The organism is Acidobacteriota bacterium (genome assembly GCA_016195325.1).
GTDB lineage: Bacteria > Acidobacteriota > Polarisedimenticolia > JACPZX01 > JACPZX01 > JACPZX01.
Map to the genome: position 1 here is coordinate 1 of JACPZX010000058.1, position 24,423 is coordinate 24,423.

General features: G+C 69.0%; 24 protein-coding genes. 7 read left to right on the plus strand and 17 right to left on the minus strand.

All coding sequences use genetic code 11. The features are described from left to right. The 5 genes from HY049_11050 to HY049_11070 form a co-directional block, all read left to right on the plus strand. Nucleotides 1-1,257: hypothetical protein (locus HY049_11050; protein ID MBI3449440.1), on the plus strand; the 1,257-nt coding region annotated here is incomplete at its 5' end. Further along, nucleotides 1,217-1,864 (plus strand): FMN-binding protein, encoded by a 648-nt coding sequence (locus HY049_11055; protein MBI3449441.1) that lies wholly within the window; start codon nucleotides 1,217-1,219, stop codon nucleotides 1,862-1,864. The genes HY049_11050 and HY049_11055, both read left to right, overlap by 41 nt. Then, on the plus strand, nucleotides 1,861-2,355 hold the full coding sequence (locus tag HY049_11060) for a hypothetical protein (GenBank protein MBI3449442.1): 495 nt from the start codon (nucleotides 1,861-1,863) through the stop codon (nucleotides 2,353-2,355). The genes HY049_11055 and HY049_11060 overlap by 4 nt, the downstream gene beginning before the upstream one ends. A 33-nt stretch (nucleotides 2,356-2,388) precedes the next feature. Continuing rightward, a complete protein-coding gene (locus HY049_11065; protein ID MBI3449443.1) occupies nucleotides 2,389-2,829 on the plus strand; it encodes a dCMP deaminase family protein in 441 nt (146 codons plus the stop codon). A 26-nt stretch (nucleotides 2,830-2,855) separates the two neighbouring features. Continuing rightward, on the plus strand, nucleotides 2,856-3,467 hold the full coding sequence (locus HY049_11070) for a hypothetical protein (GenBank protein ID MBI3449444.1): 612 nt from the start codon (nucleotides 2,856-2,858) through the stop codon (nucleotides 3,465-3,467). 4 nt (nucleotides 3,468-3,471) lie between these two features. Here HY049_11070 and HY049_11075 read toward each other — a convergent pair whose 3' ends face one another. Next, the gene (locus HY049_11075; GenBank protein ID MBI3449445.1) at nucleotides 3,472-4,485 is read right to left on the minus strand and encodes a hypothetical protein; all 1,014 of its coding nucleotides are present in this window, start codon (nucleotides 4,483-4,485) and stop codon (nucleotides 3,472-3,474) included. 66 nt (nucleotides 4,486-4,551) lie between these two features. Between HY049_11075 and HY049_11080 the strand changes: the two genes are divergently transcribed. Both HY049_11080 and HY049_11085 read left to right on the plus strand, forming a co-directional pair. Next, entirely contained in the window at nucleotides 4,552-5,784 is a 1,233-nt protein-coding gene (locus HY049_11080; GenBank protein ID MBI3449446.1) for a PP2C family protein-serine/threonine phosphatase, read from the plus strand. 198 nt (nucleotides 5,785-5,982) lie between these two features. Further along, on the plus strand, nucleotides 5,983-6,510 hold the full coding sequence (locus HY049_11085; protein MBI3449447.1) for a hypothetical protein: 528 nt from the start codon (nucleotides 5,983-5,985) through the stop codon (nucleotides 6,508-6,510). Here the strand turns inward: HY049_11085 and HY049_11090 are convergent. The 16 genes from HY049_11090 to HY049_11165 all read right to left on the minus strand — a co-directional run. Beyond that, nucleotides 6,504-7,823 carry an amidohydrolase family protein gene (locus HY049_11090; GenBank protein MBI3449448.1) on the minus strand — a complete coding sequence of 440 codons (1,320 nt, stop codon included), beginning with the start codon at nucleotides 7,821-7,823 and terminating at the stop codon, nucleotides 6,504-6,506. The genes HY049_11085 and HY049_11090 overlap by 7 nt on opposite strands. 26 nt (nucleotides 7,824-7,849) lie before the next feature. Beyond that, entirely contained in the window at nucleotides 7,850-8,212 is a 363-nt protein-coding gene (locus HY049_11095; protein MBI3449449.1) for a hypothetical protein, read from the minus strand. A 125-nt stretch (nucleotides 8,213-8,337) separates the two neighbouring features. After that, nucleotides 8,338-8,550, minus strand: a complete 213-nt coding sequence (locus HY049_11100) for a hypothetical protein (protein ID MBI3449450.1) — start codon at nucleotides 8,548-8,550, stop codon at nucleotides 8,338-8,340. Between the two features lie 55 nt (nucleotides 8,551-8,605). Beyond that, nucleotides 8,606-9,220, minus strand: a complete 615-nt coding sequence (locus HY049_11105; protein MBI3449451.1) for a response regulator — start codon at nucleotides 9,218-9,220, stop codon at nucleotides 8,606-8,608. 136 nt (nucleotides 9,221-9,356) lie between these two features. Continuing rightward, complete coding sequence (locus HY049_11110; protein ID MBI3449452.1) at nucleotides 9,357-11,498, minus strand: PEGA domain-containing protein; 2,142 nt, start codon at nucleotides 11,496-11,498, stop codon at nucleotides 9,357-9,359. A 37-nt stretch (nucleotides 11,499-11,535) separates the two neighbouring features. Continuing rightward, nucleotides 11,536-13,086: a tetratricopeptide repeat protein gene (locus HY049_11115; protein ID MBI3449453.1), complete on the minus strand. Its 1,551-nt coding sequence runs from the start codon at nucleotides 13,084-13,086 to the stop codon at nucleotides 11,536-11,538. Between the two features lie 20 nt (nucleotides 13,087-13,106). Then, nucleotides 13,107-15,191 (minus strand): serine/threonine protein kinase, encoded by a 2,085-nt coding sequence (locus tag HY049_11120; GenBank protein MBI3449454.1) that lies wholly within the window; start codon nucleotides 15,189-15,191, stop codon nucleotides 13,107-13,109. A gap of 174 nt (nucleotides 15,192-15,365) precedes the next feature. Next, entirely contained in the window at nucleotides 15,366-18,134 is a 2,769-nt protein-coding gene (locus HY049_11125; GenBank protein ID MBI3449455.1) for a hypothetical protein, read from the minus strand. A gap of 307 nt (nucleotides 18,135-18,441) precedes the next feature. Beyond that, nucleotides 18,442-19,566 carry a 3-dehydroquinate synthase gene (gene aroB / locus HY049_11130; protein MBI3449456.1) on the minus strand — a complete coding sequence of 375 codons (1,125 nt, stop codon included), beginning with the start codon at nucleotides 19,564-19,566 and terminating at the stop codon, nucleotides 18,442-18,444. Between the two features lie 31 nt (nucleotides 19,567-19,597). Further along, complete coding sequence (gene atpF, locus HY049_11135) at nucleotides 19,598-20,113, minus strand: F0F1 ATP synthase subunit B (protein ID MBI3449457.1); 516 nt, start codon at nucleotides 20,111-20,113, stop codon at nucleotides 19,598-19,600. A gap of 8 nt (nucleotides 20,114-20,121) precedes the next feature. Continuing rightward, nucleotides 20,122-20,352, minus strand: coding sequence for an ATP synthase F0 subunit C (locus HY049_11140; GenBank protein ID MBI3449458.1), 231 nt, complete (start codon nucleotides 20,350-20,352; stop codon nucleotides 20,122-20,124). 37 nt (nucleotides 20,353-20,389) lie between these two features. Continuing rightward, on the minus strand, nucleotides 20,390-21,289 hold the full coding sequence (gene atpB, locus HY049_11145) for a F0F1 ATP synthase subunit A (protein MBI3449459.1): 900 nt from the start codon (nucleotides 21,287-21,289) through the stop codon (nucleotides 20,390-20,392). Nucleotides 21,290-21,304: 15 nt separating this feature from the next. Then, entirely contained in the window at nucleotides 21,305-21,715 is a 411-nt protein-coding gene (locus HY049_11150) for a hypothetical protein (GenBank protein ID MBI3449460.1), read from the minus strand. Next, nucleotides 21,712-21,927, minus strand: a complete 216-nt coding sequence (locus HY049_11155; GenBank protein MBI3449461.1) for an AtpZ/AtpI family protein — start codon at nucleotides 21,925-21,927, stop codon at nucleotides 21,712-21,714. The genes HY049_11150 and HY049_11155 overlap by 4 nt, the downstream gene beginning before the upstream one ends. A 103-nt stretch (nucleotides 21,928-22,030) precedes the next feature. Then, on the minus strand, nucleotides 22,031-23,509 hold the full coding sequence (locus tag HY049_11160; protein ID MBI3449462.1) for an NADH-quinone oxidoreductase subunit N: 1,479 nt from the start codon (nucleotides 23,507-23,509) through the stop codon (nucleotides 22,031-22,033). A 2-nt stretch (nucleotides 23,510-23,511) separates the two neighbouring features. Further along, on the minus strand, nucleotides 23,512-24,423 hold a 912-nt coding region (locus HY049_11165), incomplete at its 5' end, for an NADH-quinone oxidoreductase subunit M (protein MBI3449463.1).

The window sequence follows — 24,423 nt, forward strand, 5'->3', positions numbered from 1 at the left end:
CTCGCCGCGGAGCTCGAGAGGCTCAGGCTCGGGGAGGCGGCGGCCGTGAAGCCCCTCGTTCCGGCCCACGGCCTCGGCCCCGCGGCCTCGCGCGTCTACGGCGTCGCGAAGGGGGTCTCGATCGGCGGCTACGGTGAGGCGATCTACGACAACTTCGACGCGCGCGACGAGAGCGGCGGGCCGTCGGGGCTCACCGATCAGTTCGACTTCGTCCGCGCCGTTCTCTACGCCGGTTACAAGTTCACCGACCGGGTCGTCTTCAACTCCGAGATGGAGTTCGAGCACGCCTCCACCGAGACCGGGGGATCCGTCTCGGTCGAGTTCGCCTACCTCGACTTCATGCTGCACCGTCACGCCAATCTCCGCGCGGGGCTCATCCTCGTTCCCGCCGGCCTGATCAACGAGACGCACGAGCCGCCGACCTTTCTCGGAGCCCGCCGTCCCTCCGTCGAGACGCGCATCGAACCCGCCACCTGGGCCGACAACGGGGCCGGGGTCTTCGGCGACGCGGGAGGATTCTCGTACCGCGCGTACGTCCTGGCGGGCCTCGACAGCTCCGGCTTCACGGCGGGCGAAGGGTTGCGCGAAGGACGCCAGGGCGGAGGACAGGCGAAGGCCCAGGATTTCGCCCTGGCGATCCGGGGCGACTACGTCGGCCTTCCGGGCTTCCTCGCCGGAGCTTTCGCCTACCGCGGCGGCGCCTCGCAGGGACAGCGCGCGCCGGTGGGGTTCTCGGTGGATCCGAACGGCACGCCGATCGCGCCGGCGACGCGTCCCTTCCGAGCGCCCGTGAGCCTCTACGACCTCCACGCGGAGTACCGGGCCCGAGGGGTCCAGCTCCGCGCGCTCTACGCCCGCGGCCGGCTCGGCGACGCCGCGCGCGTGAACGACGCGAACGGGCTCTCCGGGACGGAGAGCGTCGGCAGCCGCTTCCTCGGGTGGTACGCGGAGGCCGGCTACGACGTGTTGTCGCGGCGCGCCGGCGGTGCGTCGTCGCTCGTGCCGTTCGTCCGCCACGAGCGCTTCGACACCCAGGATCGCGTCCCCGCGGCGCCGCCGCGGGACCCGGATCCGAGCCCGCTGGTCCAGCCGGCGTCGTTCGCGGCCGACCCCGCGAACGACGTGGCGGCGTGGACGGTCGGGGTCGTCTACAAACCCATCATCAACGTGAGCGTCAAGCTCGACTTCCAGAAGGTCACGAATGAGGCGCAAACCGGTGTCGATCAGATCGCGTTCGGTCTCGGGTATTTGTTCTAGCGCGTCGGCGGCGCGCGGCCCTGGATTCCTGACGGCCCGGCGGGCCCGCGCGCTCCTCCTCGTCCCGGCCATCGCCGCGACGCTCTGGTCCCCCGCGGCCGCGAAGGTCTTCATGACGCAGGACGAGGCGATCGCGGCGGCGTTCGGCCCGGGGAAGGCGCCCGAGAGACGAACGTCGTTCCTCTCGGACGAGCAGGCCGAGCGCGTCCGCGCGCTCGCGGGGACGGCCCCGCCGACGAAGATCATCGTCTCGTGCACCGCCGGCACGGGGCCGGACGCCGTCACGGCGTACTTCGACTCGCATCTCGTGCGGACGCTCCCCGAGACGATCATGGTCGTCGTCGGCGCCTCGGGAAAGGCGACCCGCGTCGAGATCCTCTCCTTCGAGGAGCCGGAGGACTACCTGCCGAAGCGGAGGTGGCTCGATCAGTTCGACGGCAGGCCGCTGGACGACCAGCTCACCCTCACGAGCGGCCTCCGCGCCGTGACGGGCGCCACCCTCTCGTCCCGGGCGATCACCGACGCGGTCCGCCGCATCCTGGCGGTCCACTCCGTCCTCGCGCCGGCCCCCGCGCCGGCCCCCGCGCCGAAGGGGGGCGCGCGATGACCGCCCTGGATCGCGCGCTCGTCCACGGCTCGACGGCGGCGGCGGGGGTGACGGGCCTCGCCTATTTCGCCTTCAAGCACCTCATGACGGGACACGATCCCTTCAGCGCCGTGAACCACCCGCTCCAGCCGTGGGCCCTGAAGGCGCACGTCCTCGCGGCGCCGATCCTCGTCTTCGCGATCGGACTCATCTTCCGAGATCACGTCCTCGCCAAGTACCGCAACGGCGCGACGCGGCGCGTGAAGCGATCGGGGCTGGGGCTCGTGATCGCGGTCGTCCCCGCCACCGTGACCGGCTACCTCCTCCCGGCCCTCGCCTCCGGCTCGGGGCGTGACGCCGTGGCGTGGGCGCACGTGGGCTTCGGCGCCGCCCTCCTGGCGCTCCACCTCGGGCACCTGCTCGTCGTCCCGGCCGGGAAGGGCTCGAAGAACGGCGCCGGAGCGATCGTCTCGACGGGAATCCAGATCGGCGTCCGCCGCACCGGGTCATGACAACGCCGCGCGCGCGCTGGTAGAATCGACGACATGAGCGACGATCGCGTCGATTGGCACACCTACTTCATGAACATGGCGCGTCAGGCGTCCACGCGGTCGACCTGCGCGCGCAAGCACGTCGGCGCGGTGATCGTGCGCGAGAAGACGATCCTCTCGACGGGCTACAACGGCAGCATCCGCGGGATGCCGCACTGCGACGAGGTGGGTCACGTGATGGAGGGGGGGCACTGCGTCGCCACCATCCACGCGGAGGCCAACGCCATCATCCAGGCGGCGCGGAACGGCGTGAACATCAGCGGCGGGGAGCTCTACACGACCGCCAGCCCCTGCTGGAACTGCTTCAAGCTGATCGCGAACTCGGGGATCCGCAGGATCTACTACGGCGAATTCTACCGCGACGAACGATCGCTCGCGGTGGCTTCCGCCGCCGGCATCGAGCTGATCGATCTGACGTCACGAGGCGAGCCCTGACGCGCGCGATGCGAGAGGAGGGCCCGGTGACGGTGCTCCTCGTCGACGCCGACTCCGCCCGGGGCGCGAGGGCCGTCGCCGATCTCGTCGCCTGCGGCTTCCCGGCCGCCGCCGTCTCCCCCGGCGCCGCCCGAACCGGTGCGGGATCGCGGCGGGCGCACCTCCTCGCCATCGCGCGCAGCTCCGCGGCGGGCAGCTCCCTCCTCGCCGCGGATGCCCCGCTCACGGCCGACGAGATTGCGGGGCTGCGACGGACGATCGAGGCGTCGAGAGTCCTTCTCTGGGACGCTTCGGTCGATGGCGTCGATGCGGGGGGCAGCGCGCCCGCGTGGGCTGACGGGATCGCAACGGGAATGGCGGCGCTGATCGGGGAGATCGCCCTCCACGCCCTGGCCGCCGGAGCTCCCATCGGCGAGCTCGCTCAGGCGCGCCGGCGCCTCGACGAGGCGCGACGGGCGGCGCACGATCTCACGCAGCCCCTGACGACGATTCTGGCCCGCGCGAAGCTTCTGCTCGAGTCGGTGAAAGAGGAGGATCCATCGCACCGGCCGATCGCGATCATCGCGCGGGAATCGGAGAGGCTCTCGAAATCGGTCGACCGGATCCGGGAGGCCCTGCCGCCGCGCCGCCGCGCCTGATCCGTCAGTTCAACCCGGGGAAAGCGCCCTTGAACAGGCTGTTCGTCGCGGCGCTCGCCAGCTCGACCAGCTTCGCCTGCGGCACCGAGGCCGAGACGCGCACTGCCCGCCCGTCCGCCGCGACGCGGAAGGACGACAGGAGGGCGCTGTCCTCGGGCTTCACCTGCTTGAGCGCCATCTGGCCGACCGACCCCATCCCCTGGATGGCGTCGGCGATCCGCAGCGCGTCGTCGTGATTCGCGGCGAGCGCCTCGATCGCGACGACGATGTTCTCCCCCGCCGTCGCGAAGAACGCGACCTCGCTCACCGGGGCCATCGGCCCCGACGCGGCGACTCCGGTCTGGATCTTCGCGAGGGCTTCGGTGAGCGCCCCGGCCAGGTTCGGCCCCCGGACGAGCCCCCAGACCGCCGCGCGCGCGTCGATGCGCGTGAGGAGCGCGCGCACCGACTCGTCGCCGGCGAGCCCCGCGGCGCCGGCAGCCCGCGTCTCGGCCATCGACTTGAGAGTCTCCCCGTCGCCGAACGCCGCCGAGGTGTCGTCGAGGACTGAGACGCAGAAGCGGCAGCGGTCCTGAACGATGACGATCGGGAAGATGTCGATGCCCGCGTGCGGGTCGGAGGGGAGACCGCTCCGCTTCAGGTAGTCGAGCACCTTCTTCCCGTCGAACCCCGACGCCACGGCCGACAGCTCGTCGATCGGGATCTGGTTGTCACCCCGCTTGCGCCCCACGAAGGTGAGCCACTTCACGTCCTTGAAAGGATCGAGCCCCGCGGCGGTCGCGAACTTGACCACGTTGAGGCGGTTCAGGCCCACGGTCCCTCCCGACTCCTTGAGCTGCCGGTAGAGATCGGTCGAGGTGAGGGTCGGAAGATTCATTGACAGGACGAAGACGGAGTCCGTCGGGAGGAAGGCCGCGCCCGCCGGCAGAGACGGGGGCGCGGCGCAGCCGGCGGCGGCGAGGAGAGCGAGCGCCAGGGGGGAGAGCTTCCGGAGTGGACCTGTTGGCAACGCCGGCATGATGGTCCCCCACTACGATGGTCTTCCGCGGAGGGTTCCGCGAAAGGGGGATGTTATCATCGCCGCATGACCGCAGATCCGACCACGTCGTCGCCCGGGCCGAGCGGCCCTGACTTCAAAGCGCTCTACCGCAAGCTCGAGGTGACCCTCGATCGGATCGAGCGGACCGAGGACGTCTCCAGGCTCCTGTCCATCGTCCTCAAGTCGCTCGTCCGGAACCTCAAGGACGACCTCGGGTTCGTCGGCGGCCGGCTCTACGAGAGGGACGGCGACGACTTCGTCCTGAAGGTCCGGTACGGCCGCGCCATCGAGGCGAAGCCCGGATACCGCGTCCCCGCCGGATACACCGCGATGCGCCGCGTGCTCGAGGAAGGGCTGATCATCATGCGCGAGGGGGATCCCGGGTTCGACGAGCGGATCGAGGGGGCCGTCGGCGTCTCGAAATTCGCCGCGATCGCCGTGGGCGAGGAGAAGCATCACATCCTCTCGTTCACGATCAAGGGGAAGATCCAGAGGGAGCACATCCTCTACTCCCTCAACGCCGTGCGGCACGTGATCAACCTCAGGCTCCGCCAGCAGCAGTTCACGGACATCATGATCGAGGCGCGCACGATCCAGGAGAGCCTGCTCCCCGCGGCCCCTCCCGCGTTCGAGGGGTTCGACATCGACGGGCGCTCGCGACCGACCGAGGTCGTGGGCGGCGACCTGTTCGACTACCTCGCGCTCTCCCCGCATCTCCTGGGGGTCGCGATCGCCGACGCGTCGGGGCACGGCCTCCCCGCGGCGCTTCTCGCGCGCGACGTCATCACGGGCCTCCGGATGGGAATGGCCGAGGATCTCAAGATCATCAAGGCCGTCGAGAGGCTCAATCGCGTCATCCACCGATCGGCGCTCTCCAGCAAGTTCGTCTCTCTCTTCTACGGCGAGGTCGAGCCGAACGGCAATTTCCTCTATTGCAACGCGGGCCACAACCCGCCGCTCCTCCGGAAGCCCGGCTCGTTCCGCGAGCTGACGCAGGGAGGCCTCGTCCTCGGGCCCAACCCCGAGGCGCGCTACGAGCGGGGGTACGTGCAGATGACGAGCGGGTCGATGGTCGTCATGTACACCGACGGCGTCACCGAGCGGGAGAATCCCGCCGGCAAGCAGTTCGGGCTCCCCCGGCTCCGCAACATCATCCGCCGCGCCGACCTCGCGTCCGCCCGGGAGGTCGTCGACACCATCTTCGCGGCGACCGACGAGTTCGCCGCCGGCGCGCACCAGCGGGATGACATGACCGTCGTGGTTGTCCGCAAAGTCTGACGAGTCGGCATCGCACCCCCCGCTTTTCGCGCGCGCCGCGAGCCCGCCCGGTTTTTTCGCCTTGACGCCCCGGGACCCCCCGGTACATTTAGGCGACCGACGCGCCCCTGCCGCGAAGGCACAGAGGCGCCGCCGTCGAGCGCGACCCACGCTCGCCGCCGGCGCGACGGATGCGGGTTCATCCAGGCTGGGGGGGCGATGGAGATCAGACAGAGAATTCAGTCATGTCTCGGCGAGCTGGAATCGCGCCGGCAGACCGTCGTCGCGTACCGTGATCGCGTGCAGGGGCTCATCAGCGCGCTGAAGGCGAACGACGCGACGCCCGGCAAGCTCGGCGAGCTCTTCGACGTGCTTCAGATCGTCCTCGACAACTACGACGAGATCAGCCGCTCGTGCGCGAGCATGATCGAGGGGCTGACCGACATCGGCGAGCACATCGACCGGATCGAGGACGGTCGCCACCGGATCCTCAACGGGGTCGAAGCGATCCTGAAGAACCTCTCGCAGCTCGACAAGATCGCGGAGGAGGGCATGCCCCTCGCGGTCGGCGGAGGCGACGCGACGGGAGCCGCCGCCGCGGACGAGAAGAAGCCGAAGCGGGTGCTGCTCATCCGGATCCGGCCCGAGCAGAAGAGCCCGTCAGCCAGACCGGCGGCGTCTCCCGGCGACCTGCTGGACCTGGACGACCCGGTCGACCCTGCGACGGGGAAGCCGATCGTTCACTGACCCGACGGGCGATCGCTGCGGTAGACGGTCCCCTCCTTCATCACGAAGAAGACCTTCTCCGTCCGGTGGATGTCCTGGACCGGGTCGCCGGGAACCGCGACGACGTCCGCGATCATCCCGGGGGCGAGCGCCCCCAGGCGATCGGCGACCCCGAGGAGATCGGCCGCGACGGAGGTCCCCGCCTTCAGGGCGTCGGCGGGCCGCATCCCGAGCTCGACCATCTTTCCGAACTCCTCGGCGTTCCGGCCGTGCGGATAGACCGCGGCGTCGGTGCCGAGAGCGATGCGCACCCCCTTGCCGAGCGCCCGCTTGAACATGTCGGCGGATCGCGCCATGGCCGTCCGTGCCTTCAGGACGATCTGGGGCGGCATGTAGACGGCGCGATCCAGCCTCTCCCTGAGCCCCTGGCTCGCCATCAGCGTGGGCACGAGGTAGGTCCCCCGGGCCTTCATCATGTCGAGGGCCTCGTCGTCCATGAAGGTGCCGTGCTCGATGGAGTCGATCCCGGCGCGGATCGCGCGCTTCGCCCCCTCGGCCCCGTGCGCGTGGGCCGCGGCCTTCCTGTGCAGCGCGTGGGCTTCGTCGACCAGCGCGTCGAGCTCTCCCTGCGTGAGCTGCGGCGTGTCGACATCGTCGGTCAGCGAGAGAACGCCGCCTGTCGCGCACGTCTTGATGACGTCGGCGCCGTACTTCACGTCGTATCGAACGGCGGCCCGCACGGCATCGGCGCCGTTGGCGACGCCGTCCTCGATCCCGGTCTCGCGCCCGAACACGCCGGCGCGATACCCGGCCCCGTCGTCGCAGTGCCCGCCGGTCGCGCCGATGGCGTGCACGGCCACGAGCATGCGGGGGCCGACCGCCGCGCCGCTCCGGATGGCGTTGCGCAGGCCCACGTCGAGCGAATCGCTCGAGCCGACGTCCCGGCAGGTGGTGAACCCCGCCATCAGCTCTTTGCGGGCGAAGACCGTCGCCTCGATGGCCTGCTCGGCGACCGGCTTCTCGAGGCCGTCGAGCCGGCCCTGCTTGTAGTCGTCGCCCAGCTCCATGGTCAGGTGCGTGTGGGCGTCCATGAATCCCGGGAGGAGCGTCGCGTCGCCGAGATCGATCGTCTCGGCTCCCGGCGGAGCGCTCGCCCCCTTCCCGACGCCCTGGATCCGGCCGTCGACCACGACGACCAGCCCCGGCGAGACGACGCCGTCTCCCCTGCCGTCGAACATCCGCGCGGCCTTGATCACGTAGGACTTCGAAGGTTGCGCGGCGAAGGCGCTGATAGCGAGCGCCAGGGCCGCGAGGGCGAGCGGGAGCTTGCGCATCATGTATCTCCTCCGTTTCGTGGGATTCAGTGGGACGCGGTGCTCCCGGCGCCGAGGGAGGACTGCACGACCGCGCCCACGACGACCGCGCCGAGGATCGCGAGAGTGATCGCGCCCGCCGGAGTCTTGAAAAAGTGCTTCTTCCCTCCGGCCGTTGATTCCCTTCGGGGCTCCTTCCCCGGGTGCGCCGGCGGCGGCACGGCCGGGGCTCCGGCTTCCTTCGGGGGTTCGCCGGGCGCGGCGGCGGGCGCCGCCTCTTCCGACTTCGGCATCGGCGCCGGAGCGCCGTCGACGCCGGCCGCGACCGACGAGCCGGCCATCCACGCGATGCAGAGGACGACGATCGCGAGATCGCGAAGCGCATGGACGGCGGGCCCGGGACGCACCATCGGGCCAGTCTAGCAGGGCCCGGGCCTGAGGGCTGTGGGATGGGGAGAGAACAATCCCCGCGCACCCGGGGGGCGGCGCGCGGGGGTCGCGGGCAGGGGGTGGGCCCGCACTCGAACTTCGGGGGTCAGTTCATCCGCAGGAAGGGCGCCATGCGGGCGATGAAGTCACGCGGGTGGATCCGGCGCACCCGGTCGTCTCCCTTGCCTTCGATCTCCTCGCCGCCGGCCGCGGTCCGAACCAGCTCCGCGCCGATGCGCGTGTACAGTCCACGAATCTCTCGAACCGTCAGACTTGCTCCGTGGATCTCCCGCTCCTCTTGAACCGTGATCTTGTCCACCAGGCCGGCCTCCGGCCCCCCCGTGCACCCATGGATTCCCGCCCCCGCGGGTCTCTCACGCAGCTCGCGAAGCCCCGCCCAGCAGCCTCGCGACTCGTTTCCTGAACTCGTTCACGTCGAGCGGTTTCCGCATCCAGTCAGATGCGCCGCACCGCATCAGCTCCTGCTGGGAGGCCTCGTCGACGAATCCCGAGACGATGAGAATGCTCGTCGCGGAAGTCGCGGGATTGGCGCGGATGCGGCGACAGGCCTCGAAGCCGTCCATCCGGGGCATCTTGAGGTCCATCACGAGCAGGTCGGGGGTGAACTGGCCGAGCTTCAGGAGGGCGTCGTACCCGTCCTCGGCCTGCTCGACCTCCACCGCCGGTTCCATCGTGTGGAGCACCTCGATCAGCATGGCGCGCACCTGCGCGTCATCGTCGACGACGAGGATTCGCTTGAGGTTTCCCGCGAAGAAGTCCTCCCGGATGGGCATCTCGTGCGCGACGAGGAAGGTCTTGAAATCCTCGCTCTCCACGCGGAAGTGGCCACCCGGAGTCCGGAAGGCCTTCAGCTTGCCGTTCCGGATCCACTTCTTGACCGCGTTGGTGGAGACGTCGCAGTAGCGGGCGACCTCCCCCGTCGTCAAGAGTTTCGATGTGCCGTGAAGCACCTTCGTCTTTGTCGTCACTCTGTGACCTTTTTTACGAAAGTTACACTTGACCGCGGCAATATAGCGGGGTCCCGGACGGCTGTCAAGCGGGAAACCCGCGACATCGCCCCCGTCGGCTCTGTCCTTCCGACGACCGTAAGCTATTGCTGGTATTCTACTTGGCAGGAGACGTCAGGGCGGCCGCCCGTCGCTTGGCCGAGGGGGCCAGGACGGGACCATCGTGCGACTCGACGGTCGCCGAGGGTGACGCGGCGGCCTCGAGATAGGCGGCGCGCGCCTCGGCGGGCATGCCGAGCCTCTCGAAGCAGATGCCGGTGAGGTAGCGAATCGTCCCCTTCGAGATGCCGGCGCCATCCGCGAGGTCGGCCCTCTTGAACGCGTCGCGGATCGCCTCGTCGTAGCGGGCGAAGTGCATGAGCGCGACGCCGACGTTCATCCACGCGAAGCCGGCGCGGGATCGATCCGTCGCCGCCGCGGCCGCCTGCGTGAGGTCCACGATCGCCTTGTTGTAGAGAATCGACGCGTCGCGCATCGGAAGGAGCACGGGGGTGGCGAGGCACTTGACCTTCACGTCGTGAGCGCGCCCCGACGTCTCGACCGTGAGGACCAGCTCGTCGCCGGGGGCCGCCTTCCGGAGCACCGGCAGCAGATCCGACGACTTCGACATCGACGCGCCCCCCACCGCGGTGAGGACATCGCCGGGCAGCACCCCGCTGACCGCCGCCGGGCTCCCCGAGGTCACGCCGAGCGCGATCGGGTGGGCGGCCCCTCGCACGTCGATGAGCTTCACGCCGAGCCAGGCCGCCGCGATCGGCAGCTCCCCGTCGAGGGCCAGCGCAAGTTTCCGGAGCCCGTCGCCCTCCGCGGCCCCGAGCCGCCGCCGATCCGGGACGGGCTGGGCTCCCGAGTAGAGCTGGATTTCCGGCGACTCGCCGGGGGTCCCTGACGGGATCCTCAGCGCGAGGAGCTCCACGTTCAAGGATCGGAGCAGGTCCTTGACCGTCTGCGACGCGAGCCCCTTCCCCGGCGAGCTCTCGACCTCGAGGCGGACCCGGTCGAGAAGATCCGCGGGAATGCCCGCCCCGGCGCCGACGACGTTGTAGCGGGAAAGACCCTTGAGGGCCGGGAGGAGCGACTCCCCTTCCGTCGAGCCGCCTCGCAGGTCGATCGCCGCGAGGCTCAGCTTGAGCTTCAGGCGGAGCTTCGCGGTCTCCGCGTTGCGCACGTCGACCGTCTCCATCGAGCGCCCCATCCCTTCGCGGCTGAGCGCGAGATCGTGCTTCCCCGAACAGATCCCATCCAGAACCGCCGGCGTCGTCCCGGCGGGCTTCCCGTCGAGGAGAATCTGCGCACCGCCCGGCTCCGACTGGACGTCGACGCTCCCGCGGCTGGGCGAGAGCACCAGCGGCTTGTACGCGACGGGGGCGTTGTTCGCCGGATCGATCTGGACGTTGATCGGGACGAGCACCTCCTCGTAGCACTCCTTGCGGAGGATCACCTGATGCTCCCCGGGCTTGAGGAACTCGACGAGGAGCGGCTCCGAGACGTCCGATCGGACGATCCCCATCTCGCGGGCGACGTCGTCGTAGGCGGGCCCCGCCATGCCGAACGTCGACCCCCGCTCGACCCCATCGACCACGACCTTCACGTCGCGCGGAACGGTCGCGATCTGGACGCTGCGGGAGTTCGGAACCAGGTGGAATTTCCGGACCAGCTTCGCCCCCGCCTCGATCTTCACGTCCTCTTCGTACGGATCGAATCCCTGATGGGAGATCACCAGGTGATAGCCGCCCGCGATCCAGTCCCGGTCGGTGATGGGGCTGACGCCGGCGGCCTGGGCATCGAGCTTCACGTCGGCTCCGATCGGCTCGCCGTCGATCGACAGCCCGCCGAGGATCCTCTTCCGCACGGCGAGGTAGGTCTGGACGACCTTCTGAGAGACGCCCTTCACGTCGACCGAGTAGCCGGGATCGAACCGGATGAGGGACTCGAAGTCCGCGGACGCGTCCTGGTTGCGCGCCTGGTTCGCGAATCCGAGCGCCCGGCCTTCGAACGCCCGCGCGACGATCTGCTTCGCGTCGGGGGTCACGAGGGGGATCTTTCCGGCCTTGTACGCATCGATGAGCTTGGTGAACACGTCCACGGCCTCGGGGAAATCGAGCGAGGCAAGGTGCCGGTTTCCCTGGTCGAGGAGCTGGCGGAAGGAGGCGATCTGGGAGGCGATGTCCTCCTCCTCGACGCCCGGCGCCGCCGCGACGGGCGCTGCGGCGGTGACGGCGAGCAGGGCCGTCGCCATCGCGAGGATCAGGCGCCCGCGCCAGGCGGCGGAAACGCTAGCGGAAACGGAGGACCGTCCTCTTGCGGGAGTCATAGACGTACACCTCTCCTCTGGGCCCCACCGCCAGGGCGCCGGGCTCGACGAGCTCGGCGAGGCTCCCCGCCGGAGCCGCGATCTGCGCGAGGCGGCGCCCGTCCGGGCCGAGCACGAACACGCACTTGAGGCGGGCGTCGGTCACGAACACGTCTCCGAGCGCATCCACCGCGAGGTCCGTCGGGTCCTCGAGCGCCGGGGGCGCGTCCGCCCGCTTGAAGACGGAGAGCTTTCCGGCCTCGAGCACGAGAATCTGTTTCTGGCGCGTGTCGAGCAGATAGACCCGATCCTCGGGGCCCCCCGCCATCGCCTCGAGGCGGTAACCGGATTCCTTGTCGCGGCTGAGGACCTTCGGGTCCGCCGGATCGGCGCCGAACCGGAGCAGCTCCCCCTCTCTCGTGTCGAGGACGATCACGTCGCGGGTGCTCGTCCGCCAGACGCCCGCGGGCGATTCGATGCGCCGCACGTTGGCCCCGGCCTTCCTTCCCGCCGGGAAGTCCTCCCCGTCGATGCGGATCTCCGTCTCCGAGACGACGATCGTCTTGCCGTACGCGTCGATCGCGACACGACGCGCTCCCGCCATCGCGTCGCTCCGCGCTTTCGTTCCGTCGTCCGCGAAGGCGAGCACCGCCCCGCGCTTGGGATCGGCCACGAGCAGCTCGCCCGCGGGGGAGACGGCGAGGCCGAGCTCCCCGCGGAGATCCTCCCCCGCCGGCAGGCGGGGGACGAACGAGGCGTCGTGGGCCGGCGCCGACTGCGCGCCCGCCGGCTTGAGGCGCAGGTTGTACACGAGCGTGAGCCAGTCGAGGGCCCGCGCGGCGACGGCCGACCTGTCGTCCTCGTTGCGGCACGCCTGGAGCGCCTCGGCGGCGCGCGCGAAGTCCCCGAGGCGCGCCTCGGCGATCCCCGTCAGGTACGACGCCTGCGCCGCGACCGGCCCGTGCGGCGCGTACTCGAGCGCCCGGTCGAGCGAGAGGATGGCGCGATCGTAGCCGCGCTTCTCCATCTCGGCCCGAGCCGCGCCGACGAGCGCGCTCGCGACGAGATCGCTGTCCGGGTAGATGTTCACCACGGAATAGAAGTTGGCGTACGCCTCGTCGAGGTTGCGCCCGGGAGAATCCGGCTCGAGATCGAGCAGGCCGAGCCTGTAGAACGCCTCGGGAGCCGAATCGGACTGCGCGTAGCGCTCGCGGATCTGATCGAAGACGGCGCGCGCCGCCTGCTGCCCGGCCGGCGGGACCTTGCCCAGATCGTCGATCGTCGCCGTCGGGTAGTGGTACGCGCCGACGCGGAGGAGGGCGTCGTCGGCCAGCGCGCTGTCTCCGAACGACTGGATGACCTGCTGGTAGGCCTTGAGCGCCTGATCCGCCTTCCCCTCCTGCATGAGCTGCTCGGCGTTCTGGAAGGTTCGCTTCGCGAGATCGCCGCTCCCCGGCCCCTCGGCGGCCGCGATCCACGGAGCCGAGCAGAGGACCGCGAGCAGCCCGACGTGCCGGACACTTCGTCGTGTCATCTCGAAGGTCGTCCCCCGCGTCACGGAAAGAGGAATTTCTCGACGGTCGTGCGGCCCGAGGTCACGAGCGAGGTCTTCTCCTTCACCTCGCCCGTGTCGAGCACGACCTTGACGGTGTACCGCCCCTCCGCGATCGGGAATCCGTTGATGGGCAGGGCTCCGATCTTCTTCCCGTCCACCATCGCGTAGCCGTTGCTCGGATTCGCGAAGACCGTGAGCTGACCCACGCCGGGGAACGCGACCGACGGGGTCGCCGTCTCCCCCGGCTTGACGTCGACGTCGGCGGTGAGGTCCACGAAGAGGTCCTTGTTCGTGAAGCTGAGCGCGTGCCGGCCGGCGCTGAGGCTCACGGGCGATCCCGACGAGCCCAGGGCGCGACCCCCTTCGAGGACGTCGACCGGATACGGGCTCTTCACGAGGAGCGAGCCCTCCGGGAGCTTCTCCATCGCGAGGGTCAGCGGCGAGACGGAAGGCCAGACGGTGTCGGCGGCGAACTTCCTCAGGCTGTCCCTGAACCCCGAGAGGCGCGCGGAGATCGCATGCGGCTCACAGGCGGTGATGTTCAGGTCCGCGGGGGTCTGCCCCGGCATGTCGTGCCCGTCCAGGCTGACGCGCGCGCCAGGCGGGTCCGAGTTGACGCGGATCCGGTGGAGCTTCGGCGTCCGGAGGCGCATGAGAACGGAGTCGGGGTCGCTCGAGCGCACCGCCCTCTGATCCTCGAAGCACGCGTTCGACGCCACGAGAGTGTGGGGCGCGCCGTCCCCCTTCCCGAGGACGATCGTCCCGCCCGTGACCTCCGCGCCGTCGAGGAAGATCTTCCCGCCGGGAGGGTCGGTCTCGACGCGGATGGACGCCACGTCGCCCGCGGGCAGGGGCGCCGGAAGGGTGACGCTGGGGCCTCCCCTGGCCGGCTCTCCGCCGGGGGTGGCCCCCGTCTCCGCCGCGGGACGCTCGGCGGACTCGGCGGTCGCCTTGGCCTCCGCCGCCGGCTCGGCCGCTTTCGCGCCGCCCTTCAGGAGGGGCGCCCACCTCGGGTAGAGCGCGGCCGCCGCGATGCCGAGACCTGCGAGGGCGACGAGCAGAATCGGCAGCGCGAGAGATCGGCGCTGTGGGGGCTCGGCCGTGGGCCGCGCGCGCGCCGCCTCGCGCTTCGCCGCCGCCGCGCGTGCGGCGGCGACCGCCGCGGCGGGCCCCTCCCCGGGAAGCTCGGCGACCGTCTCCGCGGCGGGCTCCCTCACGACGCTCGATCGCATCTGGGCCGACAGCATCTGGGGGGAGACCGAGTCGAGATACGCCTGGAGCGCGTCCGCGAACTCGTGCCCCGACTGGTATCGTTTCGCGGGGTCCTTGTCGATAGCCTTCAGGATGACCTGCGTCAGCGCGGCGGGGACCCGCGGATTGACGATCTCCGGGGACTTCGGGATCTCGTGGAGGATCTTGTAGATGATCGTCGAGATCGTGTCGCCGCCGAAGGGGCGATCCCCCGTCAGGAGCTCGTAGAGGACGACTCCGAGCGAGAAGAGGTCGCTGCGCCCGTCGAGAGCGCGCCCCATGATCTGCTCGGGCGACATGTAGTTGGGCGTCCCGACCAGCGTCCCGGCGCTCGTGAGGTTCGCGGACGGGTTCTTGGCCAGCCCGAAATCGGTGATCTTGAGCTGCTTCCCGCCGATCACCATCAGGTTCGCGGGCTTCACGTCGCGATGGACGATCCTGTTCTCGTGCGCGTAGTCGAGGGCGGCGCACGCCTGGATGACCATCCTCACGACCTGCTCGATCGGGAGGAGGCCTCCCGGCTTGGTCGCCGTCTCGAGCGTCGACCCCTCGATGTACTCCATGGCGATGTAGGAGAACCCCTGGTCCTCTCCCACGTCGAAGATCGTGACGATGCCGGCGTGGATCAGCTTTCCGGCGGCCTGGGCCTCCCGAAGGAAGCGCTGCTTCGACTCGTCGGCCTCCGTGTCGCCGAGAGCGGGGTTCCGCTGGATGGTCTTGATCGCGACCTTTCGGTCGATTTTCGGATCGTGCGCCAGGTAGACCAGACCCATGGCGCCGCGGCCGAGCTCGCGCACGATCTCGAAGCGACCGATCCGGGTGGGTGAGGCCAAGTCTATTCCTTTGCTGAGAGTGGCTTACGGCCTGCCAGGGCGGTCCGGATAGTATCGGCCCCCCGGGCGGACTGTCAATGCGGGAATCGCGGCGCGTCCGCGATGTGCAGCGCGCGGGGGGGAGACGCTTCGCGACCGCCCGGCGCGAGGCCGGGCGGTCGCGGAAGGTCAAGGTCAGGGCGTCTTGTCGGCGACGGCCTGAACGGTGGGGCTCGAGAACTTCCTCAGCGGGTTCGTCGTCGGCAGGTGTATGTCGATGCCGTCGACCCGTACGAAGAGAGGCCCGCCGTCGACCGCAAGGCCGCAGATTTTTTTCCACGGCTTCGCCTTCACCTGATACGTGTTGGTCAGAATCGCCTTGGTGCCGCTTGTGACGACCGTCCCCGTGGAGAAGGTGGGCGTCGTCGAGATCAACACCTTGAACTTGGTGTAGTTCCCCTTCTGCCACACGAACGTCGGCTGGATGGTCGTCGGGGAGGTGCAGTCGAGCACCTGGGCCTTCACGGGATTGAGCAGGAACAGGGTGCACGGCGTGTTCCCTGAGATGTTGTCCACGACGCCGTCGCAGTCATCGTCGAGACCGTTGCAAGCCTCGACGTCGGGGGCTCGGGGGATGCACGACAGATTTCCCGCGTTGCAGGTGCCGGTCCTGAAGCAGGCGCCGACGCCGCAGGTCGGCGTGAAGTCGTCGACTACGCCGTTGCAGTTGTCGTCGATGTTGTTGCACGTCTCGGCGGTGGGCGCTCCCGCGACACAACTGTCCGCGCCGGCGTTGCAGAATCCGGCGCGCATGCACCCGCCCACCCCGCACGCTGTCGCGAAGCCGTCCACGGTGCCGTCGCAGTTGTCGTCCTGGTTGTTGCAGGTCTCGACGGACGGGTTCCCGGGAGTGCACACGATGACTCCGCCCGGGTTGCACGTGCCGGTTTGGATGCAGTTCCCGAGCCCGCAGGTCGGCGGCGACGTCAGGTTATCAATCGTTCCGTCACAGTTGTCATCGAGGTTGTTGCAGATCTCGTTGCTGGACGGCGTGATCGGAACGCAGACGGGCGCGCCGAGGGCGCACTGCTTCATGCCGGCGGCGCAGACGCCGAGCTGGCCGGTCGGGCAGGGATCCGGCGCGACGTTGTCGACCAGGCCGTCGCAGTTGTCGTCGATGGTGTTGCACGTCTCGGGGGTCGGCGATCCGGGGGTGCACGTCACGGTGCCGCCAGTGCAAGTTCCATTGACTAGACACGCGCCCATTCCGCAGGTGGGGATGAAATCGTCGACGACGCCGTTGCAGTTGTTGTCGAGGTTGTCGCAGACTTCGGGGGACGACAGCGTCGTCTGGTTGCACACGGGCGTCGGGCTCACGCAGTGCTGAGTGCCAGCGGCGCAAACGCCACTCCTGCCGGTCGAGCAGGCTGTCCCCTCGTCTACCGGGTTCTCGTCGGTGGAACCATCGCAGTCGTTGTCGAGGCCGTCGCAGATCTCCGGGGACGATGGGACCTTCGACAGGCACTGGAGAGAACCTGCCTGACACGTCTTGACCCCATCGGCGCAGACCCCGAGCAATCCGGTGGCGCAGTCCGCGCCGCCGTCCGGGTTGCCGTTGTCGATCACGCCGTCGCAGTCGTCGTCCTTTCCGTTGCAGATCTCGCCCCCCGGCAGCGGGACGCAACCCGTGTTGCACTGCGTCAGCGAGACGACCTCGAACCCGACGTCACCGCATTTGCCCAGGCGGCAGTTCGCGATGCTGGTGACGGTCGTCTCCGGCCTCTTGCCGAAAATCGTGCGCAGCCGCCAGCACCCGCTCTGCGGAATCGTGACGTTCGAGAGCGAGGTGGCCGTGGTCGGGAAGGACTGGAGCACCGTCACGAAGTTCGGATCGTTGACGTCGGCCACCTCGAGGACGAACCGGAAGAGGCCGCCGAACTTGCTGATGACGTCGCTGACGCCGACCCCCGGCGCGCGCGACGGGTCGCGGAGGACCGCGGGGCAGGGAGGGGTCAGGCCGACGCAGTCGCCGCCGCCCATGTTCGGATGGGTCGTCGACCGCACGCTCTGGTCGCTGAAGACCGTCACCGCCGGCCACGAGAACGCCTGGACGTGATCGGAGTTCGGATCGTTCGGATCGACCCGCACGTCGCTCGTCGTCGTCGGCTGCGGCGTCGCCTGCCACGGGATGACGTTCAGCTTGGGGTTGTTCGGATCCGACGTCGGATTCGCATTGCCGTTCTTGACGTCTTTGAAGCTGTAGAAACCCGGGCGGAAATCGCACGCCGCCGGGTTCGTGCCGGGCGTGGTGGCGCAGGTTCCGTCGCCGCCCACGTTGCCGCGGTTCAATGTGGCCACCGCCGCGAACGCGAAGGCGTCCGCGTGCCTGTTCTTGACGAGGACCGCCATCGGGTAGTCCTGCTGCCAGTTCAGCGAGTAGTATCCCGGCGATCCCTGCTTGGAGTAGTAGACGTTGTAGTAGGGGTTCAGGATGTCGTCGTTGTTGTTGCCCAGGCCGGCGCCGCGATCGTTGTCGGCGCAGCCATCGACCCCCGAGTTCGCCCAGTTGTTGCTGGACAGGCACGTCGCCCCGGGGGGGATCAGGGCGTTCTGCGTCGCGGAATAGCCATCCCTGAGATCGATGGCGAAGTTGCCCGAGTCGTTTCCGTTGAAGGTGCTGGGGCCGGAGTTTCCCGTCCCGCTCGATCCGTTTCCGTTGCTGATGTTCGCGTTGCCGAACCCGATTTGCCAGAAGACCGCGGAGATGTTGGAGGTCACGCCGTTGGCGTCGACGACGTAGATGCTGGGATCGAAGTCCGGAGGAGGCTGGACGAAGGCGAGGTCCGCGCACTGGAAGATGGCGAAGCCGCCGAACTCGAAGCAGTTGGCGTTCGCCGCCTGCATCGCGCCCGACAGAGCCAACAGAGCGATCAGAAGCGTGTGAATCCTGATGCGGTGTCTCATCCCCTCAGTCTCCCCATGACGGCCGCGCGCGCGCCGTCCTCCCGTCGATTGCCCGCGCCCCCCCGGACGACGCGTGGAGCGCGTCGGGGGACGCCGCAACCACGCGCCGGCCAGAGCGAAGCGCGTGTCGCAAACCCTGAATACCCCGCAGGATGCCCGAACGCAGGTGAAGGGCAGCATAGCCCACGACCGCGGCTCCTGCCTAGCGTACCCCCCCTCCCCGGCCGACAACGTCACCCATTCGGACCATCTGGAATCTTGGACCCGCCGTGCGGAAGCATGGTTGTGGCGATCGGCGCCGGAATCGTCACCGCATCGCCTCGAGCGCCTCGACGATGAGCGCCCGCGGCACCCGCCGTCCGTAGCCGGCGTCGGTGCGCGCCATCTCGCCGATGCCTGCCGGAAGGGCGAACTCGATCTGGCCGCCGCGCGACTTCTTGTCCGTCGCGGCCGCGTCGACGAGGCGAGGCGCGTCGATCCCCTCGGGAAGCCGGACCGGGAGACCGACCGTTCGAAGCAGCGCCTCCATCCGCGACGCCTCGCCGGCCCCGATCAGCCCCACCCGGACGGCGATCCCCGCCTCCACCGCCATCCCGACCGAGATCGCCTCGCCGTGGGACATCGCGAAGTCGGTGGCCAGCTCGAGCGCGTGGCCGATCGTGTGGCCGAAGTTGAGGATCTTCCGGAGGTCGCGCTCCGCGTCGTCGGCGGCGACGATCTCCGCTTTCAGCCGCATCCCCCGCTCGAGAAAGACCCTCACGGTCGCCCCATCGCGCGTCGCCAGCGCCTCGGCCCGAGCCTCCATCTCCTCGAAAAGCACGGCGTCGCGGATGATCCCGGCCTTGATGATCTCGGCCAGGCCGGTCCGGTGCTCGCGATCCGGGAGCGAGTCGAGGAAATCGGTGTCGGCGAGGATCGCCGCCGGGTGGTGGAGCGTGCCGATGAGGTTCTTCCCGAGCGGGTGATCGACGCCGTTCTTGCCGCCGATCGAGGCGTCGGCCATCGCGAGAAGGCTCGTCGGCACCTGGACCAGCGGAATGCCGCGCATGTACGTCGCGGCGACGAACCCCGCGAGATCGAGGGTCACCCCGCCGCCGACTGCGACAATCGCCGCATCGCGGCCGAGCCCCGACGCGATCAGCCGATCCTCGATCCCCTCCTTGACGGCGCGGGTCTTGTGCCGCTCCCCGGCCGGGAAGGCGCAGAGCGCCGCGTCCACGCCGGCGTCCCGCAGGCGGGCGAGGACCGACGCCGCGAGCGTCGTCTCGAGGTTCGAGTCGGTGATGACGGCGCAGCGCGACGCGCGCGTGGCGCGCACGTGATCCGGCGCCTCGGCCGAGGCGCCGGACCCGACGACGATGGGACAGACCCGGCCGCCGGGGAGGGAGAGCGCGAACCGCGAGAGGAGCGAGCTCCCCTCGTCCCGCATCACGGCAACGTCCCGGGGCCGGGCGCGGCCCGGCTCAGGGCCTCCGGGAGGCGTCCCCGATTCCCGCGAGGAAATCGGAGGCGAGCTTTCTCTGGGTCTTCTCGTCCATCGACGACTGGACGATGCGCCCGGCGGCCTGAACGGCGAGGTCCACGGTGGCGGCCCTGAGCTCCGCGATCGCGGCGCGCTTCTGGCGCTCGATCTCCTCGAGCCCCTTCTTCCGGGCCTCGTCGGCCTCCGCCTGGGCTTTCGCCATCAGCTCCTGGCGAAGCCTCTCGGCCTCCCGCTGCCCCTTCTCGATCACGCCCGCCATCTCCTGGCGAGCCTTCTTCATCGCCTCTCGGCTGTCGGCGAGGTGCTTCTCGGCCTCTTCCTTGGCCTTGCGCGCCTCGTCGAGGGAGCCCTTGATCGCCTTCTCGCGCTCCTCGAGGAGCCCGAGGATCGGCTTCCAGGCGAAGGCCCGGAGGCCGGCGACCAGGATGCCGAAGGTGATCAGCGTCCAGATGATCGTCCCGGGCTGCGGGCTGAGGAACTGACTGCCGCCTTCCATCGCCGGCTCTACTTCAGGAAGACGATGAGGATGGCGACGACCTCGGCCAGAAGGGTGGCGCCTTCGATGAGGCCCGCGGCGATCAGCATGTTGGTGCCGATCGCGCCTCCGGCCTGGGGCTGGCGGGCGATGCCGTCCATCGCCGCGGCCGCGAGCTTGCCGATGCCGAGGCCGCCGCCCACGACGGCCAGTCCGGCGCCGAGGGCCGCCGCCACGTAGGGAAGGTGAAGAGTGTCCATCTTGTTTCCGTCTCCTTTTCTGTTGGACCCGGGCCGATCAGTGGCTCGGATGAAGTTGCAGTCCTATGAACAGCGAGGTCAGCATCGTGAAGATGTAAGCCTGAATCAGCGCGACGAGCAGCTCGAGCATGTAGACGAAGAGCGCGAACGGGATGGAGAAGACCGACGCGGCCGCCATCTGCAGGGCGAAGATGATCGAGATGAGCGCGAGGATGGCCACGTGGCCGGCCGTCATGTTGGCGAAGAGCCGCACCATGAGCGCGAACGGCTTGATCACCACGAATCCGAAGAGCTCGATGACGAAGATGAGGATGGCGACCGGGAACATGTAGATCGGCAATCCGCCCGGGATCATGTGCTTCAGGTGCTTGATGAGGCCGTGGCGCCTTATCCCCTCGAGCTGGATCATGACGAGCGTGCAGAGGGCGAGAGCGCCCGTCACGTTGATGTTCCCCGTGGCCGTGGAGCCGTAGGGGACGAGCCCGAGCAGATTGCACGCGAGGATGAAGAAGAAGAGCGTGAGGAGGTACGGGGTGAGGCGCTTCGCGTCCTTCTCCCCGAGCGTCTTCACCGCAACCTCCTGGTGGATGAACTCGACGCCGATCTCGAGGAGGTTCACCATCCCCTTCGGCACGATCTGGCGCTTCCTGAAGGCGAGGCCGAAGACGAGGAGCAGAATCAGCCCGACGATCCACATCATCACGACGTGCTTCGTGATGGACATGTCGATGCCGAAGAGCTGGAGGTGCGGCAGCTCGACCTCGCCGAGGAACGGCACCTCCAGCGAGTTCCCGTTCGAGATGTGGTGGATGATGTTGTGCGAGATCTGCTCGCCGAGCGTGGGACTCCCCGCGGCCGCCCCGTGCGCGGCCCCGGCCGCGCCGGCGGCCAGGGCTTCGGCGTTCGCATCCACCGCGTGCGCGGCTTCCTGGATCATCGTGTTCGCGTCCGATCAGTCGTGTCGCGAGCGCGCGGCGGACTGCATGCGAAGAAACCCTTCGATGGCGAGAGCTTCGCCGAGAAGAGTCACTCCCATGAGCCCGGCGGCGAGCGCCGGCACGTTCAGTGATGTGGTGAGCGCAAGGATTATCAAGAAAGCCGCAAAGGCTAGCATCTTGACCGTCGTGACGGCAAGAGAGACCTGAACCCCCGAGAGTGGAGCCTTGAGGAACTGACGCCTCGTCAGCTCGTACCCCGCGAGCGTCACCGTCCCGGCGAAGAGCGCCCCCAGCCCCGCGGCCGCGAGGAGGTCCGATCGCTCCGGCGCCGCAATGTACAGGCCGCCGAGCCCGCTCGCCGCGCATCCGAGAAGAAGCAGCCAGAACCGGACATCGATGGGACGACCCGGACGCGCCGCGCTCATTCGCTCCACTCCCCGTGATCGCCGCCCTCGGCGGACGCGACCGCCTTGAAGAAGAGGTAGAAGCCGACGACGAGGCCCGCCAGCGCCCCGGCGAGAGTGAGCCAGGGGCGAAGGGCGAAGACCCTGTCCAGGTACCATCCCCCGGCGGTGCAGATCGCGATCGACGCGACGAACGAGGCCCCGATGCCGAGCAGCGGCCCCGCCCGCCGCATGATCTCCTCGCGCGTCGTCCCGCCCTTCACATCCCCGGAATCCGGCTCGGCCATGGGAGCTCCCGGCGGCCCCTCACGGGCCGCCACCTGCGCTTCGCGATTCTCAGCCGATCAGCGCCATGCGGGCGTACGTGACGAAGCGGTCCGGGTAGACGCCGATGAGCAGCGTGAAGAAGACAGCGACCGAGAGGGCGGCGATGAGGGCGGGCGAGAGGGAGAACCGCTCCTCGGTGAGCGGGTCCTTGATGTACATCTGCACGACGATGCGGACGTAGTAGTAGAGCGAGACGGCGCTGTTGACCACCGCGAGGACGGCCAGCCAGACGTAGTGAGCCTTGATCGCCGCGCCGAAAAGATACCACTTGCCGACGAAGCCGGCGGTGAGCGGAATCCCGGCGAGGGAGAGCATGAAGACGAGCATCGCGAAGGCGAGGAACGGCGCGCGCCGCGACAGCCCGGCGAAGTCGACGACGAGGTCGCCGATCAGCTTCTCGCGGCGCAGCAGAACGACGAGACCGAACGCGCCGAGCGTCGTGAAGGAGTAGACCAGGAGATAGAGCGCGACCGCGGTCATCCCGTAATCGCCGCTCTCGACGCCGGCCCCGGCCGCGACGACCCCCATCAGCGCGTACCCCGCGTGCGAGATGCTCGAGTAGGCGAGCATCCTCTTCGTGTTCTCCTGGAGTATGGCCGCCACGTTGCCGAGCGTCATGCTGGCCGCCGACATCAGCACGAAGAGGGGCACCCACGACGACGACAGCGGGCCGAACCCCTGCACGAAGACGCGCAGCACCACGGCGAACGCCGCGGCCTTCGACGCGGTGGCCATGAAGGCCGTGATCGCGGTGGGGGCCCCCTCGTAGGCGTCGGGGATGTACATGTGGAACGGCACCGCCGCGATCTTGAACCCCAGGGCCACCGTGACGAGGACGAGCCCCATGAGGAGGAGGGGGTCCTTCGGGGTGGCGGCGGCCGTCTCCGCGATCTTCTCGAGGCTCAGGCTGCCGGTCGCGCCGTAGACGAGGGAGACGCCGTACAGGAATATCGCCGAGGAGAAGGCGCCCAGGATGAAGTACTTCAGCGCCGCCTCATTGGACCGACGATTGTCCTTCAGGAATCCCGCCAGGACGTAGATGGAGAGCGCCATCGTCTCGAGGGAGACGTAGATGAGGATGAAGTTCGTCGCCGAGGCCATGAACATCATCGCCGCGATCGCGAAGAGAACGAGCGTGTAGTACTCCCCCGCCTGCGCCTTCTCGAGGTCGAGGTACCGGATGGAGAGCATGATCGTCAGCGCGCCCGACGCGAGGAAGATCGTCTTGAACCATATCGAGAAGGTGTCGAGCGCGAAGTCGCCCATGAAGGCCGGCGCGGTCGCGGCCCCGCCCAGGTGCACGCCGAAGTAGACGACGACCGTCAGCGTCAGCAGCACCGCGAGAAGGGCGAGGTACCCGATCTGCCGCTGCTTCTCCTTCGGCATGAGGGCGGTGAGCGCGAGCAGGAAGCACGCGTAGAAGACCAGCACCAGCTCCGGGAGGATCTTCGCGAGATCCTCCCTCAGCCGCCCGGGGTCGAAGCCCATGCCTACCTCTCGCCCTGCGGCGCCGCCGCGCGGGCCACCGCCTCGCCGCCCCACTGGTGGTTCACCTGCTGGACGAGCCGGGCGACCGGATTCTCGATCACGCGGAAGAGGGGCCGTGGATAGAGCCCGATCCAGAACGCGAGGAGGACCAGCGGCGCGAGCGTCATGATCTCGCGCAGGTTCAGATCCTGGAGCTTCTGGTTCTCGGGGTTCTCGAGCTTCCCCCACATCGTCCGCTGGTAGAGCCAGAGCATGTAGGCCGCGCCGAGGACGATTCCGGTGACGGCCGCCGTCGCCCAGAAGACGCCGCCGATGTGCAGGCCGAAGATCTCGAGGGCCACGCTGTCGGGGATCTGGTACGCGCCGGAGAGGATCGTGAACTCGCCGATGAAGCCGTTGAGCGCCGGCAGCCCGATCGACGACATGGTCATGATCATGAACATCACCGCGAAGACGGGCATGACCTTGCTGATGCCCCCGTACTCCGAGATGAGGCGCGTGTGCCGCCGCTCGTAGACGAGCCCCACGATCAGGAAGAGGGCCCCCGTCGAGATGCCGTGGTTGATCATCTGGAGGATGCCGCCGTTCAGCCCGTTCACGTTCAGCGCGAAGATCCCGAGCATGCAGAAGCCCAGGTGGCTGACGGAGGAGTACGCGACGAGCTTCTTCCAGTCCTTCTGCACCATGGCGACCATCGCCCCGTACACGATGCCGATGACGCAGAGAGCGAGCATGTAGGGCAGGTAGTGCTTCGTCGCGTCGGGGACGATCGGCAGCGAGAACCGCACGAACCCGTACGTCCCCATCTTCAGCAGGACGCCGGCCAGAATGACCGAGCCGGCGGTCGGCGCCTCGGTGTGGGCGTCGGGAAGCCACGTGTGGAACGGGAACATCGGCACCTTGATGGCGAAGCC

Excerpts from the sequence above, each read along its gene's own strand:
- HY049_11090 (MBI3449448.1), bottom strand. The coding sequence starts at position 7,823 with ATGCGCAAGCTCCCGCTCGCCCTCGCGGCCCTGGCGCTCGCTATCAGC.
- HY049_11060 (MBI3449442.1), top strand. The coding sequence starts at position 1,861 with ATGACCGCCCTGGATCGCGCGCTCGTCCACGGCTCGACGGCGGCGGCG.
- HY049_11115 (MBI3449453.1), bottom strand. The coding sequence starts at position 13,086 with ATGACACGACGAAGTGTCCGGCACGTCGGGCTGCTCGCGGTCCTCTGC.
- HY049_11150 (MBI3449460.1), bottom strand. The coding sequence starts at position 21,715 with ATGAGCGCGGCGCGTCCGGGTCGTCCCATCGATGTCCGGTTCTGGCTG.
- HY049_11095 (MBI3449449.1), bottom strand. The coding sequence starts at position 8,212 with ATGGTGCGTCCCGGGCCCGCCGTCCATGCGCTTCGCGATCTCGCGATC.
- atpF (MBI3449457.1), bottom strand. The coding sequence starts at position 20,113 with ATGGAAGGCGGCAGTCAGTTCCTCAGCCCGCAGCCCGGGACGATCATC.
- HY049_11125 (MBI3449455.1), bottom strand. The coding sequence starts at position 18,134 with ATGAGACACCGCATCAGGATTCACACGCTTCTGATCGCTCTGTTGGCT.
- HY049_11110 (MBI3449452.1), bottom strand. The coding sequence starts at position 11,498 with ATGGCGACGGCCCTGCTCGCCGTCACCGCCGCAGCGCCCGTCGCGGCG.
- HY049_11085 (MBI3449447.1), top strand. The coding sequence starts at position 5,983 with ATGGAGATCAGACAGAGAATTCAGTCATGTCTCGGCGAGCTGGAATCG.
- atpB (MBI3449459.1), bottom strand. The coding sequence starts at position 21,289 with ATGATCCAGGAAGCCGCGCACGCGGTGGATGCGAACGCCGAAGCCCTG.
- HY049_11140 (MBI3449458.1), bottom strand. The coding sequence starts at position 20,352 with ATGGACACTCTTCACCTTCCCTACGTGGCGGCGGCCCTCGGCGCCGGA.
- HY049_11065 (MBI3449443.1), top strand. The coding sequence starts at position 2,389 with ATGAGCGACGATCGCGTCGATTGGCACACCTACTTCATGAACATGGCG.
- HY049_11075 (MBI3449445.1), bottom strand. The coding sequence starts at position 4,485 with ATGCCGGCGTTGCCAACAGGTCCACTCCGGAAGCTCTCCCCCCTGGCG.
- HY049_11155 (MBI3449461.1), bottom strand. The coding sequence starts at position 21,927 with ATGCGGCGGGCGGGGCCGCTGCTCGGCATCGGGGCCTCGTTCGTCGCG.
- HY049_11160 (MBI3449462.1), bottom strand. The coding sequence starts at position 23,509 with ATGGGCTTCGACCCCGGGCGGCTGAGGGAGGATCTCGCGAAGATCCTC.
- HY049_11080 (MBI3449446.1), top strand. The coding sequence starts at position 4,552 with ATGACCGCAGATCCGACCACGTCGTCGCCCGGGCCGAGCGGCCCTGAC.